Origin of the sequence: Chryseolinea sp. H1M3-3 (assembly GCF_029360725.1) — a bacterium.
Lineage (GTDB): Bacteria > Bacteroidota > Bacteroidia > Cytophagales > Cyclobacteriaceae > Chryseolinea.
The window spans coordinates 1,063,429-1,081,718 of sequence record NZ_JARKMY010000002.1 but is presented as its reverse complement, the minus strand read 5'-3'; the positions used below and the strand labels follow the sequence as shown (position 1 = coordinate 1,081,718).

General features: G+C 41.2%; 15 protein-coding genes. 4 read left to right on the top strand and 11 right to left on the bottom strand.

Translation table 11 applies throughout. From position 1 onward, the window contains the following. Position 1: 1 nt before the first annotated feature. The 4 genes from P2W71_RS12135 to P2W71_RS12120 form a co-directional block, all read right to left on the bottom strand. Entirely contained in the window at positions 2 to 928 is a 927-nt protein-coding gene (locus tag P2W71_RS12135) for a hypothetical protein (protein ID WP_276371295.1), read from the bottom strand. An 85-nt stretch (positions 929 to 1,013) separates the two neighbouring features. Beyond that, positions 1,014 to 2,537, bottom strand: a complete 1,524-nt coding sequence (locus tag P2W71_RS12130) for a sodium:solute symporter (protein ID WP_276371292.1) — start codon at positions 2,535 to 2,537, stop codon at positions 1,014 to 1,016. A 58-nt stretch (positions 2,538 to 2,595) separates the two neighbouring features. After that, the gene (locus tag P2W71_RS12125; protein WP_276371289.1) at positions 2,596 to 3,858 is read right to left on the bottom strand and encodes an MFS transporter; all 1,263 of its coding nucleotides are present in this window, start codon (positions 3,856 to 3,858) and stop codon (positions 2,596 to 2,598) included. Positions 3,859 to 4,054: 196 nt separating this feature from the next. Beyond that, complete coding sequence (locus P2W71_RS12120) at positions 4,055 to 4,921, bottom strand: helix-turn-helix domain-containing protein (RefSeq protein WP_276371286.1); 867 nt, start codon at positions 4,919 to 4,921, stop codon at positions 4,055 to 4,057. Positions 4,922 to 5,109: 188 nt separating this feature from the next. Here P2W71_RS12120 and P2W71_RS12115 point away from each other — a divergent pair, with 188 nt between their 5' ends. Further along, positions 5,110 to 6,054, top strand: a complete 945-nt coding sequence (locus P2W71_RS12115; protein ID WP_276371284.1) for a dihydrodipicolinate synthase family protein — start codon at positions 5,110 to 5,112, stop codon at positions 6,052 to 6,054. Positions 6,055 to 6,127: 73 nt separating this feature from the next. Then, positions 6,128 to 7,300: a DNA-binding transcriptional regulator gene (locus P2W71_RS12110; protein WP_276371282.1), complete on the top strand. Its 1,173-nt coding sequence runs from the start codon at positions 6,128 to 6,130 to the stop codon at positions 7,298 to 7,300. A 126-nt stretch (positions 7,301 to 7,426) separates the two neighbouring features. Here the strand turns inward: P2W71_RS12110 and P2W71_RS12105 are convergent, their stop codons facing one another. From P2W71_RS12105 to P2W71_RS12075, 7 genes are all read right to left on the bottom strand, one after another. Next, the gene (locus P2W71_RS12105) at positions 7,427 to 8,644 is read right to left on the bottom strand and encodes a DegT/DnrJ/EryC1/StrS family aminotransferase (protein WP_276371280.1); all 1,218 of its coding nucleotides are present in this window, start codon (positions 8,642 to 8,644) and stop codon (positions 7,427 to 7,429) included. A gap of 44 nt (positions 8,645 to 8,688) precedes the next feature. Further along, on the bottom strand, positions 8,689 to 9,678 hold the full coding sequence (locus P2W71_RS12100; RefSeq protein ID WP_276371278.1) for a Gfo/Idh/MocA family oxidoreductase: 990 nt from the start codon (positions 9,676 to 9,678) through the stop codon (positions 8,689 to 8,691). Then, the gene (locus tag P2W71_RS12095) at positions 9,675 to 10,928 is read right to left on the bottom strand and encodes a hypothetical protein (protein ID WP_276371276.1); all 1,254 of its coding nucleotides are present in this window, start codon (positions 10,926 to 10,928) and stop codon (positions 9,675 to 9,677) included. Before P2W71_RS12095 ends, P2W71_RS12100 begins: the two co-directional genes overlap by 4 nt. Before the next feature lie 64 nt (positions 10,929 to 10,992). Next, on the bottom strand, positions 10,993 to 12,342 hold the full coding sequence (locus P2W71_RS12090) for an exo-alpha-sialidase (protein ID WP_276371273.1): 1,350 nt from the start codon (positions 12,340 to 12,342) through the stop codon (positions 10,993 to 10,995). Between the two features lie 11 nt (positions 12,343 to 12,353). Continuing rightward, positions 12,354 to 13,199, bottom strand: a complete 846-nt coding sequence (locus P2W71_RS12085) for a glycerophosphodiester phosphodiesterase family protein (protein WP_276371271.1) — start codon at positions 13,197 to 13,199, stop codon at positions 12,354 to 12,356. Positions 13,200 to 13,211: 12 nt separating this feature from the next. After that, positions 13,212 to 14,573 carry a PhoPQ-activated protein PqaA family protein gene (locus P2W71_RS12080; RefSeq protein WP_276371269.1) on the bottom strand — a complete coding sequence of 454 codons (1,362 nt, stop codon included), beginning with the start codon at positions 14,571 to 14,573 and terminating at the stop codon, positions 13,212 to 13,214. A 45-nt stretch (positions 14,574 to 14,618) separates the two neighbouring features. Next, on the bottom strand, positions 14,619 to 15,917 hold the full coding sequence (locus P2W71_RS12075) for a hypothetical protein (protein WP_276371267.1): 1,299 nt from the start codon (positions 15,915 to 15,917) through the stop codon (positions 14,619 to 14,621). Between the two features lie 206 nt (positions 15,918 to 16,123). Between P2W71_RS12075 and P2W71_RS12070 the strand changes: the two genes are divergently transcribed. Next, positions 16,124 to 17,113 carry a polysaccharide deacetylase family protein gene (locus P2W71_RS12070; RefSeq protein WP_276371265.1) on the top strand — a complete coding sequence of 330 codons (990 nt, stop codon included), beginning with the start codon at positions 16,124 to 16,126 and terminating at the stop codon, positions 17,111 to 17,113. Positions 17,114 to 17,172: 59 nt separating this feature from the next. Next, positions 17,173 to 18,252 carry a dihydrodipicolinate synthase family protein gene (locus P2W71_RS12065; protein ID WP_276371262.1) on the top strand — a complete coding sequence of 360 codons (1,080 nt, stop codon included), beginning with the start codon at positions 17,173 to 17,175 and terminating at the stop codon, positions 18,250 to 18,252. Positions 18,253 to 18,290 lie beyond the last annotated feature (38 nt).

The window sequence follows — 18,290 nt, the reverse complement described above, 5'->3', positions numbered from 1 at the left end:
TTTACACGTCAACTTCAGTTACTTTTCCGCCTACAGTAAACGTACTTCCTACATTCAGCTTCTGCGCCAGGTAATAAGCCATAAAGTTGAAGGGAACGATGTTATTCACCACAGAAAGGTTTTCTGAGACATTTTTTTCTTCTACCTGGATAACATGTGCTCCAGCTTTTTTTAATATTTCGGCCAACTTTATAGTGCGGACATAGGAAGGTCCTTGAGAAACAATTTGAATTATAACGCTATTTTTAGCAGTTTCTTTCGGTCCATGATCGTATTGCGCCATAGGCAAACCGTGAAAGTTACGCTTTGTGCTTTCACTTAATATCAGCGCAGCTTCCATGGCGGTGGCAATATTTGGGCCATTGCCAACAATGTATATCCCATGAATAGTGCCTGATTGCAGTAGTTCAAAAACTTCCTTGGCCATTGCTTTTCCCCGATCCTGGTAGACAGCCATATTATTTACCAATACGTTTAGCCCTGGCGTTACATCTATTCCGAATCCTTTGAAAAGCGTTAGCAATGTATTGGTATACGTTTTACTGGACGAATTATGTTCCTCACCAGCCATAATTGCAATTACCTGCTTTGCATTTTTTGCAAGTGCCAAAGGACTATTAAGATCATTTGTGATCGCCGTGTACGCATCCACCAGCGAAGTACACCAAACAGGTTCACTACTTCTACCCGATTGTGATAAGATAACAGCTTCAGGAATCTTATTTTCCTTTTTTAAGTATGCATGAAATTCAGAAGCTATTTCCGGGTAAATCTCAAAACCCATGTATTTAAAAGCAAGTGTCGCAAAGTGCGATGAACCCATTGCGAGGTAAGGAACATGTAAAGGCAAAGAATATTTCGCGGGATCTTCGAGTAACGTTTTGGCCCGTTCTGGTATTTCCAGAATTTCTGACAAGTTGCTATCCATATCTTATATGTTAATACTTTGCAACTTGACTTAAAAATTCGATAGTTGCGAGGAGTCCAAGGTAATCAACATTTCGGTTAAGCAACTAAGTTTTTTTTAACCTTGAGATTAACAAACCACTTAGAAAAATTGAGAGCGTTCCAACGACAATTACCATATTCATGTGAAGTGGATTTCGCAAGCCATCATACTGGTCGGGAAGTAGACTTGAAAATGTCATCCATATTATTACCAAGATACCAATCATAGTGGCCAGTTTGGCAACAGCATTTCCGGCGGTTCTGCTGATCATACCCAACAGGAATAAGCCGAGCATACCACCAGCAAAAATTCCTGCAAGTTGCCACCATAAATCAAGAATACTTTTTACGCCAATCATGACAATGCCGGTAACGATGGCTAATACGCCCATAGCTGCAGTGGCGATATAAAGTACAAGCAATTCTTTCTTAGGCGATATATCCTTGTCGATATATCGTTGGTAAATATCTTTTAAAAATACGGTGGCACTGCTATTCATACCGCTGCTAATAGTGCTCATAGCTGCAGAAAGAATGGCGGCAATAATTAATCCAAGCAATCCATGCGGCACCTTCGTGACCATAAAATGTGGTAGTACTTTGTCGCCGTAGTCCGCAGGCGTTAGTGCTGTTGCAGGTATACCCTTATCGGTGGCAACTTGTTGCTTGACGGCCTCGATAAGCTCGGGATGTTGGTGAAAGTATGCATACAAAGAAGTTCCAATAAAGAAAAACACCATAGACACCGGCAAATACCAATACACACAAAGCCAGATACTGCGGGCAGCTTCTTTGGAATTTTTTGCCGTATGATACCGTTGTACATAATTTTGGTCGATACCGAAGTTATTGAGGTTGATAAAAAAACCATATAGAAATACAACCCAAAATGTAGACGTGGTAAAATCAGTAAGACTAAAACTTCCCAGGCTGAACTTTTCATCAGCGCTTCCAATGCCGATAATGTCAGAAAAACCATTTTCCATTTCCATGATCACGATACCCAAGACCACCATTGCGCCAATGGTCTTGATAATACCCTGGGCAACCTCGGTCCAGATAACAGCCTCCATCCCCCCAAGCATGGTGTAAATTATAATACAGATTCCACTCACGACCATGATTGTCCGCATATCTATTCCAGTGAGTGCTTCCAACGTTAAGGCTATTCCAAAAAATATAGAACCCATCCGGGCCAGTTGGGTAAGCACGAAACAAAGCATCGCATAAGTTCTGGCCCAAGGCCCAAAACGGTGTTCAAGATGTGTGTATGCGCTGATCTCGCCACTCTTTCTATAAAAAGGGACAAAATACTTCGCGGCTATCCAGGCGGCAGCCGGCATGGAAAGGCTGAAGACAAAAGAATTCCAATTACTTCCAAATGCTTTTCCGGGTACACCAAGGAATGTGTTGCTACTGAGAAAAGTTGCATAAAGACTTATTCCCAGTGCCCATCCCGGTATATGCCCTGAAGCTTTCGTGAATTGATCCGTACTATTATTTTTTCTGGAAAAATAGACGCCAACCCCAATCATTCCGAGCAGGTATAAGGCAATGATCGAAAGGTCAATTAGAGGTAATGAATTCATTTAAATAATTATACACTGAAATTAATAATACCAAACCGCATGTCTACATATTTCATCCCTACTGGATTTTAACTTTGAAAAGTTCGTTCCAGTTTTTTACAACTGCATTGTTGATGATCGGCTTTGCCCATACCCCAATGGAAAGAATGTAACCCAGTGTTATGAATAAAAACAGCATGGCCAATTTAAGTCCTATCAATTCTGCGATGCCACCGATAATCAAGGGAACGACGGCACCCCCGACAATACCTGTGCATAAAATCCCTGAGAAAGTGCCGTGATGATGCGGAACGGAATTCATTCCCAGAGAAAAGATAACAGACCACATTATTGAAAGAAAGAAACCGGTTGCAGGGAAAGCGATTAAGGCAATGTTCATCGATCCGAATAAAGCCATTGATAATGTTATGATGCCACCCGATGCAAATACCACCAACACCCCGCGACTATCAAATAACTTCAACAACAGCAATCCTAAAAAACATCCCACGGTAATCAACCCCCAGAAATAAGAAATGGCTGATGCCCCACCTGTAGCCGGATCGATGCCATGATAAAGCTGAAGAAATTTTGACATCCAGTTTGCGATACCTTGTTCGGTTCCCACATATGCAAATATGCCAATGAAATAAAGGATTACATTGTTATTACGAAGCAGATCTTTGAAGGCAACGCCGGTATCAATTTTCTCATCAGCCTTTAACTCAACTTTTGGAAATTTAATTAAGCCAATGACTACAATCATTATCAGGCAAGTGAGTGCAAAAACCCAATACAGTGAAACCCATTTCAATTCAGGCGTTACCAGCTTATTGAAAAATAAAATAATACCACTAGCATTATTGCTATGGATATTGCTAACCATGGCGCTATACAACAACGGACTTAAGAACGATGCGGCACCGAAAAAGAAATTGGCAAGGACGGAGTTGAAAGCAAAATGCTCCTCTCCTCCTGCATGTCGAAGTAATGGATTAATAACCACCTGTAGCATTGCCATACCAATTCCAATGGAAAATAGCGAAAGCAAGGCCATTTGAAATGTTGGAATTATAGCAAACACTAAAGCAGCCGCGAATGCCAGTATAAAAGCAGCAATCAAGACCTTTTTTTCAGAATATTTTTCAATCAATATTCCGGAAGGAATGGACATTACACCGTATGCAACAAAAAATGAAAAAGGTAAAAAACCAGCTATACCAATGCTGAGGTTAAAGCTGTCAATAATGTCTGGTACCAGTGGTCCAAGAATATTTGTTAGAAAAGAGATAACAGAAAAAATCAAAAAAATGAGAGGAACAATTATTCGATTTGACTTCATAAAGTTGTTTCTACTAAGTTCCTGTTAAAATATCTATCCAAGTTTACATTCCTTTCATCAAACACACGCACCTTTCGCGAATATCATACCTCAAAATGCGTTTTGATGGATTGCGAAGGAAGATTTAAAGGTTGTAAAATTCCACATCAATATGCCGGGGTCAATCTTAAATCTTCAATTTTAACAATCCAATCTTCTAATCCCCTCCATGATTTCTAAAACTCTTAGGAGGCACTCCCATGATTTGTTTAAAGACTTTCGAGAAATGATATTGATCGAAAAATCCAAGGCTATAGGAAATAGATTTTATAGTTTGAGTCCTATTTTGCAATAACTGACATGCACGCTGAATTTTCATCGATGTATAAAGCTGCATAGGTGTTTGCATTGTTTTCTGTTTGAATAATGCGCAATAATGTGATACGGACAATCCCGCAACTTCAGCGAGGTCCTCCAAGGTAACCATGGTGTTTATGTTCTCTCTCATGTATTCGATACTCTGAATGACGCCATCTTTACTACCGTGTTTTCGCGAAGACAATACCATGAGCCTGAAGGAACACAAAAAACTATAGAAGCGACTGTTTGCGTATACAAGGTTCTCAATATTTTCCATCAACTCAAGGTGATGAAGAATGTCATTAAACTGGGCGATTCTTCCAATCAATGGTTTTGCTTTCTTCGGGGAATATTGCTTTCCGACCAAGTGTTGAACAACTTTTTGGGCCTGGGCTCCGGAAAAGTATGCCCAGTAGATACTCCAGGGATTTCTACTCGATGACTCCAAACCATTCGCAAATCGAACCGGCAAAACAAAAAAATCATTCTCCGTAACAGGATATACTTTCTTATTCACACGATACCTTCCCTCACCCTTAGAAACATAGACTAATAAATATTCACTGCCCTTACTTTTTGTAAATGGATGAAAAACCGTTTCATCTTCATATCCAATTTCAGTCAAATATAAATTGCTACACAGTGGGTGGTTAACTATCCGTTTCAGGACACTTTGGGGAATAACACAATACCGTTGATGAAGCGAATGAGTTTGTAATTGCATGCGAGAAATTCAAAGCCAAAAGTCTAACCAATGAAAATCATCCGCTCCAAGGTATAAAAAGGATCGCAAAATTTATCAGAATTTTATACATCTTTTTAGTAATGGCCTCCATTGATTCCCCTGAAAAGGTTGTTCAACTTGAGGTATGCTAAAACGACCAAGTTTTTGCAATGCTTTAAAGCTCTTATATGAATTCTAATAATGTAGAAATCCTCAATGCAACCTTCACTCCCATGGATGAGGATGGAATGATAAATTATGAACGGATTCCCGATCTATTCCGGCACTGTATTAACACAGGTGCAAATGGCATCTTTCTTAATGGAACCACCGGCGAGTGCATGTCACTTAGCGTTGAAGAACGTCTTAAACTTGTTGAAACGTGGACTTTACACCGTAGGGAACTGAATCGACCGGATTTTAAGATATTCGTACATGTGGGGAGTTGTAACCTGTATGAAACCGCACGCATGGCGGAGCATGCGCAATCGCATGGGGTAGATGGCATTGCAATGGTTGCTACATTTTACTTCCGACCAAAAACACTAGAGGAATTAGTCGAGCAATGTGAATATGTAGCCGCTGCCGCTTCCAAGACACCTTTTTATTATTATAATATTCCATTTCTTACCGGGGTGAATTTCCCTTTAATTAGTTTCCTCGAAATAGCATCAAGGCGCATTCCAAATTTTGCCGGGCTTAAAAATAGCTTTACAGACATCGTCGATTATCAACATTGTATTCACTTTGCCAAGGAGAATTATTCTCTTTACTGGGGCACAGATGAAGCATTTATGATGCTCTATGCAGCGGGGAACCGACATTACGTGGGAAGTACTTATAATTACATGGGAGATATCTACCAACAAATGCTGCAAGCACATCAGGCTGGCGATTTGAAATCGGTAGTGACCCTCGAGGGAGAAGCAGACGCCATCTACAAAATTATTTTGAAGCACAACGGTATAACTGCTGGAAAAGAAATCATGCGGTTTCTTGGAATAGACTGCGGAACCGTTAGGAAACCATTAAAGCCCTTTACTAAGGGAGACAGCGAAACACTGTTGAGGAAATTACGAGAGACAACGTTCTTTCACCATAATATCAGACATGTTGCAGTTAGTCCGATATGATTTATTGTATTAATGATGAATCGGATCAGAAGATTTTATATCATGAAACTCATTTACCTAACATACAACACTTATGATCAAACTGATTTTACTAAGCGACTTTGCCGAAGAATATAATAAAAATATTCTTCGCGGAATTACGCGGTACTCCAAAGACCACGGTCCCTGGACGTTCTGTAAAATGCCAACCTACTTTCGCGAAACCATTGGCATCGATGGCATTTTAAAATGGGCAAAGGAATGGGAAGCCGATGGTATTATCGGTCAGTTTTACAATGATGAAGAAGTCGAAAAGTTTACAAAAGCAAACATTCCGGTTATTGCACAGGATTTTAAAGAAAGATTTACTGACATTCCTAACATCACGGGCGCATATAAGGAGACGGGACGATTAGGAGCAGACTACTTCTTAAAGAAAGGATTCAAAAATTTTGCATTCTATGGATTTGGCAACATCGTTTGGTCACGTGAACGCGCAGAAGGTTTTGAAGAACGTATACAGGAAGCGGGATTTAATGTTCACTATTACGAACAAACAAATTCTCATTCCACGGACCTTTGGTATTATAAACCATCGGCGCTGAGTGATTGGTTAAAATCTCTGCCAAAACCTATAGCATTGATGACCTGCGATGACAATCAAGGGCATCATATCACTGAAGCAGCCAAGCATGCCGGTATTCGCATCCCTGACGAAGTTGCCGTGTTGGGGGTGGATAACGATGAAATGGTTTGTGATTTATCTGACCCACCCTTATCTAGTATTGAATTGGATTCGGAGAAAAGCGGATATGAAGCTGCACGTTTAATGGAACAAATGATCGAGGAAAAAACGTGCCATGCGCCTGACATTATCGTTAAAGCGACACAGGTTGTGACGCGTCATTCTACGGATATCTTTGCCAGCAAAGACAAATATATTGTAAGTGCGCTGAAATATATCCATTGCAACCTGGATAAAAATCTTAAGGTAGATCAGGTCTTGAAAGAAGTTCCGCTTTCAAGGAGATCACTTGAAAAGAGATTTATTCTAACAACAGGATATCCGGTGTACGAATATATCTATAATCAACGGATCGAAAAGTTTACACAAAAACTTTTAGAGACTGATATGACCATCTTTGAAATTGCTTTGGATCTTGGGTTAAGTGATAGCAAAAATATTGCTAGACAGTTCAAACAAATAAAAGGTTTGACGCCGATGGAGTACCGAAAAAAACACATGTTAACGAAGCAGTCGGCCTGAGTAAATTCTAAATTTAACTTTTTGATTTGATAATCGGTGTTCCGTATTCAATTATCACGGGCACCGATTCACCGACGAATCGCGCTCCATGATGGTGAAAACCAGATAGGTACAATGGGTATAATCTTAAGATAACGCAGCTTGCTTGATCTTCTTTATCGCTTCAACAAACTGATTCATATCTTCTTTTGTACCTAACATCGCGTGTTGTAGTATCCAAATAGCTTCTTCATAGCATGCACGCTCGGCTACTGGGCAATGAACCTTTGTATAATCTACATTTTCGGGAATCGCGTAGCACATGAAATTCTTTTTCTGAAACAATGGCTGTTCATAAATCGGTCTGGGATACCCCATAAAAGAAGGAACACCTTCTGCCGCAAGCATTTCTGAAAACTCTTTTTTTGGCAAGCCATTAAATTTTGTCTTGTCATATCGAAAAATATAAAGGTGATACGTGTGCATTGTTTCACCGTGACCACGCGTAAGCGGACTTATTCCTTCTACTGATTCCAGTAGCTTATTGAGATATTTTCCATTTTGATCTCGTAACTTCGTTTGCTCATCCAATCTCGTCAACTGTTGTGAAAGCAAAGCCGCTTGAAATTGTGTGATCCGATAGTTACACCCGATATAATGATGCTCATACCATTGACCGTCTTTCACACGGCCGACGTTTCGCAGCGAGTTCATGATGTTGTACAACGTCTCGTCATTCGTTACCACTAATCCACCCTCCCCCGCATTCAAATTTTTTGATGATTGAAAACTGAAGCAACCGGCATGGCCAATGCTCCCTAGTTTCTTGCCTTTATATTCTCCGCCGTGGGCGTGCGCGGCATCTTCAATGACAACAAGATTATGTTTATTTGCTATCGCCATGATCTGATCCATGTCACACGCTTGCCCGGCGAAATGAACCGGAATAATTGCCCTGGTCCGATCTGTAACCGCCGCCTCAATTTTGGAAGGATCAAGATTGTAGGTATCTGGTTCGATATCCACAAAGACTGGAACACAGTTCGCTTCAATCACAATAGTGGCCGTTGCAATAAACGTATAAGGAGGAACAATTACTTCATCACCCGGTTTAACACCTGATGCGATAAGCGCAAGCCGTAAAGCTACTGAACCATTTACGCAAGAGATGGCGTACTTACTATCACAATATCCAGCAAATTCCTTTTCGAATTTCTCGACCAGACCGCGACAATCAGGATTTCCCCATTGGCCGCTTTGCGCTACCTGAGTAACTGCATCCACATCCCTTTCATTAAAAACGGGCCAGACAAAATTCTTCTCGACCGTTTTCTTTCCCCCGTAAAGGGCTAAATTTTTTTTCATAAATCAAATATTGAGTTATCAGCCACACCTATGACTATTGGCCTTCATAGATGATCATAGCACAGTTCAATAGTTTTCAACGATGAGGCTGGTGTACATTCAAGAGGTTCGGTGTCATTCTCAATACAGGAGGCAAAATAATCAATCTCGTTGTAGAAACCATCCATAGCATTTCCGGCAGGAACATTGTCCATTTTCTCATGGGTGCATACCTGAATAAATTCCGGATGCAATGTTGAATAAACAACACTTCCAGTTTCAAATTGCGCCATGTATCCGGCTTGAAACGGAAAAGATGAATGAAATATATTTCCGCCTTCAATTTTCACTTTTGAGTGTGGGTAATTCCAATGTGCAACAATATAATCGTGTACGCTGAGCGCACCTGAATAACATACTGACTCAATTTTTTCCGGTACGCCCAAAGTATAATTCAAAAAATCAATATCATGAATTAGGAGATCAAACAAAGCTCCGCCAGAAGAACCATATTTCGCTTGCTTCTCTTTCCACTGACCCCACGAAGGCAATCCTGAAAAGCGTGTCAATGATATAAACTTCACCGCGCCAAATTCGTGGTTATCTATCCATTCCTTCAGCTTCCGGTAGGGTGGCATGAAGCGAACAACATGACCAACCATAAACTTAACTTTTTGATGCTTTGCATATGCAATCAACAATTGTCCTTCCTCAAGCCGTAACGTGATAGGTTTTTCCAGGAAAACATGCAACTTGTTTTCAATTGCTTCCTTTGCCATTTCATAATGCTGGTCCGTATGAACGCATATTTGTACAGCATCAATCCGCTCTGTCTTCAAGCATTCGTGAAGGGTTTTATATACCGGAACCTGAAGGATTGCGTTCACATCAACTTCTCCACCAGAGAAGTTTCCAACCTGCTCAGCAAGTTTTTCTGAAATCCCGTTTACGTTCCGTGTAATAATGGCGCGAAGAGACAATCTTTTATTCTTTAGTATATTCAAGGCATGTGTGATGCCCATAAACCCAAATCCGATAACAGCTACATTAATCATTTAAATCGAGTTTGACTCCCACCTAATTCGCCATGCGTCTGTATGGCAATTACTGCAAACATGGCAATGAGCAACACGGAAACTAAAGTAGCGGTCACCCATGGTCCCGAAGATTCTTGCTTCACTTCAAAATTATTACGGATACCAGGTAGCACCAGCACGATGACAACAATATTGACGAGATACAGATACTGTTCTATAGGATGCGTATAAATACCGGTCAGAAGAAAACTTAGAAATGTATACACTCCCAGGTATAAGAGAAAAATAGTCCTAACGTCATTAAAATTGAATTGCGAACGATAATATTTTGCTATTATAATTACTATGCATACCACGATAGATATTAAAGCGAGGCTCTGAAACCAAAAAATAGTCTCTCCGTTTCCGCCTAACTCAACTATGAATTTGAGTTTCTCGGTTACAAAGGACTGATCCCACAACACAAAAGGAATAAAAACCATCAGAAACAAAATAGGAAAAAGGTTAGCGTGTTTATTGACATGATCATTCGACACGGCCCATGATGAAGTTAATGTACCATAGGCCATACCCAAGCCACCAAAAAATCCTATCGAATATTCCATTACATTCCAAAAGTTGATTGACAAGGATGAACCTGCGCCGAGCACTTGCAAAAAATTACCGAACGCAAAACCAACGCCTGCACCCAACGCAGACCAGATCGCAACCTTTAATACGCCTTGCTGCCTGTTCCTCAACACATACCATCCTAACGCGATCGATGCTCCTAAACAAGCTGCCCATAATTCAGAACGTGGTGGCGTCATGAACCATTCCAATTGATTAATCAATAGGCCATACGTTAATAATGCAAAGGCTAACATTTCCGCAATTAGTGAAGTCCAGGTCACTTTAAAATCTTTTGAGTCCGCTAACGCAAGCCCAAAAAGTCCGCCTCCTAAAAAACCATACAACACCCCAATTACAAAAAGCATCAGCAAACCATAATAGGCATTTCCAAAATCTACGCTTCGGCCATAACCAACAATTTGTCCATAGCTGATCATACCACTCAATCCCCATCCAACAGCAGCGGCCAATGCAATTTTAAATACATTGTTATACCAGTCACGTCGTTTTGCGACCAGGACAACCGATATGGCACCGATAGCCCCTGCCCACGCAGCGCCCTGCTCATGTCCAAATTTACCACGGATAGCCCAGGCGGTGCCCAGCGCCATACCTACGATCAAAATAGATATAAGCGTTTGTTTATTCTTGATCATATAATACTAGTCTAATAGTTTACTTTATATTAGATCGCTAACAGACTGAACGTTTATTAAGCATTCAATTCTTTACCCAACTCAAAGGAAAAGAAACATACTTCACCGTTTTTCCAGGCTTGATGTCATTTCGATGAAAGCTGTAAGAAACATGGATCCGGCCATCCGCACCTTGAATCACCGATGGATAGTGACTGGATGTTGGTTTTTCCGACCGTGTATCATTCTCGATATGCTTTTTCCATTTCCAGGATTTACCTTCGTCATCTGATACTGCAACGCTCAGGTTATACCTTCCGTTTTCAGTATCGTTGAAAATCATCACCCACTCGCCAGTCGACAGTGTAACAAGATCAAAGCCTGCACCCGGGTTTGGTAGTACATCATCTTTGGGAATGCTCCACGTAAGTCCCTTATCACGAGATTCGGTACGTTGCATCCGCTGTGGCGGTGGGCCATTGTCACGTAAGTAAGCGACTAAAATACTGTCCTTCCCAATTGCAATTGTCGCCTGGATACCAGCACCGCCCAGTACAGGATTACTAAATATCCAGTGCTTTCCCGCGTCATCGGAAATAGCAAACAGCGAACAATCGAAACCGTCCGAATACAACGGTACAACCATACGATTACCAAGAAATACTGCTTTGTTTTTCGTCTGCCAGCCAATTCGCCTTGTTAACGGATAGCCCAACTGAGCTGGAGTTTCTTTATCGCCATCTTCAATCCGTCCCGCCCGAATCATATTCTTTCCTTTCGAAAGACTGTCCATTTTAACTTTATATTTTTTCCATTCTATAAGCAATGGTTTGCTGACACTATCGGGAAGGGTAGGCAACAACGATGCGCCCAGGTATTTCTCATAATCTTCTAATTGCTGATTTACTTGCTGCACAAAACTATCATCCGGTTGAATACCACGCTCTGTTTTGTCGCCAGCTTTTACAAAGAGAACATCTTGCCATGACCAAATAGGTGGCCCGGCAGAAGAATAATTTTCACTGATGCGATACATGGGAATAGAAGTCTCCCACTGATTGGCTAACACGGGATACCACATTAGCCATAACCGTTGATTCCGATCCATAAACATGATTGGATTAATATCCGGGAATCCGGGTACATCAGCCATTTCAAAAGTTGAAGACCAAGTCGTGTCACCTTTTACCAGTCGTGAACCCATAATCTTTACGTCATCTGCCCAACGCTCACCAGAACCTTGGAACCATGCCGTGAGTAAATCACCGTTGGGTAATTCAACAAGCGTTGAACCATGCACATGTTCATCCTGATAAGGAAAAACAATGTTTGAAATAAATGCTTCACTGCTCGTCGTTTCGTCTCTCTTAGTCTGACACGACAAAGTCGACCCGATGATAGCAAGAATTAAAACTATGATTGCAATTTTTCTCATTCAAATTTACGTTAAGGATGTAAACCTCTTTCACGAAGTGCTTGCAGCAACAACTGAGGTTCGTCCGTCTGAATTACATTGGCGCCGTGCTGTAATAATTTTTTAAGCGCACGTTTTTCTTTACCACTTTTTATGTCCTTGTCAGCGTCACCCAATGCGTTGATCCAAATACGTGCATAACTGCTTTGAATCGACTGAACACATTCCGGGTTATAAAACGAAAAGTCAATATGAACGACGGGAGGATCAAATAAACTGATCGCTGAATCGGCTTGTTCTATGGAATGAGCTCGCGGCATAATCATAAAATCTTTATCGGCTGCGTGTATACGGGATAACACTTTATAGTCGCTATCAAAAAAGAATACAATATCTTTTGTATCTGTTTTATTAACCACCCCGATTACTTCTTCTACTTTGTCCGTTTTCAAATCGAGATCAACGAGAATTTTACCATAGGCAAGTTCTAACGCATCTTTTAGGGAAGGAATTTTGAGAGATGTCCTTTTGCCTTTATCAATGATAAACAATTGCTGTAACTCGTCCCACGTAAATTCTTCCGGATCACCTTTCCCTGTTGTCGTACGATCCAGCGTACGATCATGCATCAAAAACGGAACGCCATCTTTTGATACCTTCACATCAATTTCTATAATATCAACACCAATTCTTATGGATTCCTGAATTGCCTTTAAGGAATTTTCGGGATACACGTTATGCGTAGCTCGGTGCGAGGCCACCAATACAGTTCCTGTATTAGCATCCAAAAAGGTTCTTCTGATCGCATCTGCATTTTGTTGCCCGAAAGCGACCGCGCTGCAAAGAAGAAAAAATTGGAAATAAAAGAACCGCTTCATTTAATAGTTACCTTACTTTACAAAGACCTCATCATTATCCGCCACATACATCCGCGTACTTTTTGTATACTCTCCCCCATTCGAATCTTTATATTTCAGATCGAGATAAAATGCACGATATCCACTGGCGGGATAAGGTTGTACAGAAGTGATCACAGCAGACTTCTTCTTTAGCCCAAGACTTTTTCCTTCCCACTTCTCATCGCGAAAATCAGTATCAGTCGAACTTGTAGACCAAAGAATCGCATCCACCAAAACATCCGGCGTCGCTTTTACTTTCAGCGTAATACCTTTCTTTCCGTATGTCAAATCTGGTTGACAAACAGGATAAGGTTTATTGGCTACAGTCGCCCCAAAGAAGGCGCTCAATGCTGCCAACGCTTGCTTTTTATCACCCAAGTCATGACCGACGTTGGGTACATAATGAACAAAGTTCTGACCCGGAATACTATCAATATAATGTTTGATAGCATCGACAGTCCAATATTCATCGTTGGTTCCCATGATAAGCATCTTGGGCATGGTTAATTTTTTTCTGTAGGAATAGGGATCCACCATCGTCGTAATCGCCTGACCTTTTTCAGAAGTCGCTGTTTGTGGTATTCCAAGTTTTACATAATCCTCAATTTGAACGCTGTAATCTTTCCACATTTTAACTTGATAATCGAGATTCACCGGCATATTCAAAATATCAATTACCATTGGAGCGATGGCAACCACCCGGCTATCGCTCGCGCCAGTAAGCCAGGTGGTCCATCCACGTTTGGAAGCTCCGGAAACCACAAAACGCTTTACCTCATGCTGTAAGGTGTTTTTTGCAAATTCTTGAACCGCATCCATGGCACGCACCGCGCTCTTCACCATTGGAAAAAGTAATGGCCAGGAGTAGTCGCCGTCTTCTTTGAATTTATGCAGTGTATATGAAATCAACGCGTCTTCAGTAAGGTCGCCATGAAGCGGTTGATTCGGTGTTTGACGAAGCAAAGCAACAATGCTTTTGTTCTTTGTTGCAACACTACCAAGCGCCTGAAGAAATTTATCATCCTTACTGTTCCAATTGGGTAAACCTTTTTTGTTACTTCCACCCGTGATGAACAACAGGGCGCCGTCATATTCATTTTCAGCAGGAACAAGAATGGTTAACTGATGGGTCCAGATGTATTCGTGCCATTGTTGAGAAGTAAGTAATAAGCTATAAGCTTTAGCATCCCCAACCGTATACGTCTCTTTTAGCTCCCAGTGATACGCTTTATCGCCATTGTTAAGGTATCCATGTAAGGCTGTCTCCGGAGTCAAGGCCGACTGCGCATGAATATGAGATAAAAAAATAAATTGCAACAGCACCGTTATCATGCAAATGAATCGTCTGGTCATTCTGGTTAATTTAAATGAGTGAAATTATTTATGCTTAGAATATCTTTATTTTTTTTCTGCTTTACTTTGATGCCTGTCTTTTAGCCATTGTAATACTTCACTGATGTAGATCTCTCCCGTCATTTCTCCAAGGCTGGTACGACTAACATAATCATATCGTTTGAAGCTATTAAAGTCAACCTTCGTGAGTATATATCCAAATGCATCATTGGTAAGCCCGAAAAGGAAAGCGTTGTCAGTATTCATATTCCGTTTGATATAAAACCCGATATTCGGCAATGCTTCGCCCGGAATGGTAAGTACTTTGGCTGTTCCTATTTCCAAATAATTTAAACGCGTACTGATTATATCATCTTTCACCGAAGTCATTTTAACAGGAGAATTTTTCAGAATATAACGCATCATTTCCGATTCAACAGGGAAATTGATTATTCGGGATTCACAAAGCAGTTTGGGCACCTTTTGAATTTCAGCTTTTTCAATGATGCGAAGCGCCTCGTCTGCCAGCAAATTTCCAATACGAATGCATTCTTCCCAGGTATTTGCTTCCTTTCCGTTTTCAAGTCGGGTATCAGCCGTGACCATGCCTCCCTGAGCACCATTCATAAAAATTGCAACACCACCCGTTTTCGCCTCGATGCGATCGTACAACGGTCCGCATAGATCAGGACTCAGTATGCCTTGACTGGAACCGATAACTTCCGGATGAATGGCATAATTCACAAGTGTAGCAATCACTTTTCCTTTGTCCTTACCAGACTCGGCAATGGCCTGCATCACACCACAACGGGGATCATACAGTTTATCAGCATAATAGTTATAAGAAATTTTACCGTTCGCTTCACCTACAGCAATTTTGAGAGATGCAGGGGTGAGATTTTTTTCCGCCTCCTGAACAGCATCTGCTATTTGGCCTACACACCAATCAAGATATCCCATGTCAGCCTGCGATTTACCAGCCTCATCGGGGAAACCATAGGCATCGGGTGCGCTATGTGTATGTGTGGCGCCGATAAGGATGTTCTCAGGAGGGATTCCTTTGATCAAGCTTCTTGAACGATCACCCAAGGCCGATGACCACCCAAGATTATCAACACTCACGATAGCCACACGCGTTTTTCCACGTTCAAGGACCATGGCACGAACAAAGAGATCACCTTTCTTTTGTGTTGATTTTTTCGGTTGGCCTACTCCGCCGGAAACAGGTAACAGCGGATCTGGCGTAATGACGCGAACGGCAGCTCCAACTTTAAAGTCCTGTGCGCATGCATAAGTGGCAATAGACAACACCCACAGACTAGCCAGAAGGTATTTGTGCAACAGTAAGAAATTACGCGTACTCATGTTATGAAGTGTGCATGCTATCAATTCACAATACTGCAAATACGAACGCAAATCACCTGCTATAAAAGTATCATTATTACCACCTCATTTTTTCACACTTCACGCAAATCGTAGGTCAAATTGCGCAATGTTGTTTTTTGCTATTTGATAGCAGCGTCCACCGCTCTACCTTTAAGTTAGTGGCAAATAAAACCTTTAAGGAACTCATGATGAAAAGCATTGGAATAAACATTATCGTTGTTTTAGTTCTTATACTGCAAAGTGGCGCTTTGACTGTGGATAGTAAACGAACTAAAAATCAAGAACCACATATCACGTGGGCCGAAAAGCTAAATTTCCCCAAGGGAAAAAAAGTGATCATGCTTCATGCCGATGACATTGGCATGTGTGAAGAAGCCAATATTGCTGCGATCAATTATTTAAAACAGGACAAGATCCAATCGGCAGCAATTATGATGCCGTGCGCATATGCACCTGACATGATCAATTGGGCTAAAAAAAATCCAAAGAAAGATATTGGTTTGCATTTGACCCTTACGAGTGAATGGAAAACGCACCGATGGGGCCCTGTCTCTCCGATGGCAGAGGTTCCGACCTTACTCGATCCTGATAAAAAATTGTGGCGAGACGTACCGGGAGTGGTCACCCATGCATCAGCAGCAGAAGTTGAAAAAGAAATTCGCGCTCAAATTGAAAAGTCGATTGCACTAGGATATCGGCCAGACCATATTGATACGCATATGGGTACGTTGTATGGCCACCCGGATTACATAAAGGCATTCTTCAAGGTTGCGGAAGAATACAATATCCCGGCAAATGTTATTGATGTCTCTGATGCAGCTGTGCTTGAAGAATTTCGGAAGATGGGATACCCAATTACAGATGAAGTCGTTAAACTATTTGCGAACTACAAACTGCCAAAACTGGATTATTTCACCAGTGTACCCAATGGCTCAAGTTACGAGGAAAAATTAAAAAACTTCAAAATACTCATTCAGTCGCTTAAACCAGGCCTCACAGAAATCATTTTCCATCCGTCTGTAGAAACGGAGAATCTAAAAACCATTACAGGATCGTGGCAACAACGTGTTTGGGAAGCTAAAATGTTTTCTGACCCCGAAGTTATTAAATTTTTAAAAGCTGAAGGAATCGTATTTACCAATTGGAATGAGATCATGAAACGGTTTAAAAAATAGTGAAGGTTAAAGTGTAACGCAGGATACCTATGGCGCAGTCAATTTTAAAACAGAAACCAATGGAAACTAAAAGTAAGTTTTCACGAAAAACTTTTATCAAACAAATTACGACTACAGGTATCGTTGCTTCGGTTTCAATACGAAACTACGGTAGCCCGACAGTTGAAATAAGCCCAGCAATTTCGCCTACAGCACCTCTGGCAAAGGCTGAAGATAAAAAGTTTGTACCTGTGATGATTACGCCATTTTTGCAGAATGGAAAAATCGATTATGATACGCTTACAAGGCTCATTGATTTCTACCTTGCTGCCGGTGTTAAGGGATTTTTTGCTAACTGCCTCAGCAGCGAAATGTATCACCTGAACGAGGAAGAGCGACTTGCATTGACGAGGCATGTTGTGAAACGTGTCAATGGTGTTGTACCCGTTGTTGCAACGGGGTCTTTCGGCGCAACGATGAATGAACGGGTAGAATTTTCCAAGAGGATTTACGACACAGGAATAAAAGCCGTGATATTGATTTCAAGTCACTATGCAACAAAGGACGAAAGTGACGCCACACTGTTAAGCAATATCGAAACTATGCTGGAGCTCACCGGCAATATTCCGATGGGACTGTATGAATGCCCTTCGCCTTACAAACGAATTGTGAGTCCCGAAGTTTTCAAAGCGTTGCTGGAAACGAAACGAATGGTATACCATAAAGACACATCCATAGATCGCGATAAGGTCAAAGCCAAACTTGCGCTGATTAAAAATAATCCAATGGAATTTTATGACGCGCATACAGCGAACACCGTATTTTCACTGCAGAACGGTGCGAAAGGCATGTCCGCCATTTCTGGAAATTTTTATCCCGAGATTTTAGTTTGGATGTGCAATCATGTAAACGACCCACTTAGACAAAAAGATGTCCAATGGCTTCAGGCTGAACTCGAAAAAACCGAGGACCTGATTTCAAGAGCTTATCCTATGAGTTCAAAATATTTTTTAGAAAAGCGTGGAATTCCGATTCAGCCTGTTAGTCGTTCGTCAGCGCAGCCCTTGACGGCTGAACAAAAGAAAACGCTGGATGGTGTACATCAGACTTTTTTAGGATGGTGTCAGCGCCTTGGTATCCAACATGTGTCTGTGCAATAATTTCCGGAGGAACATGAGCTATAAAGCCCTTATCATTT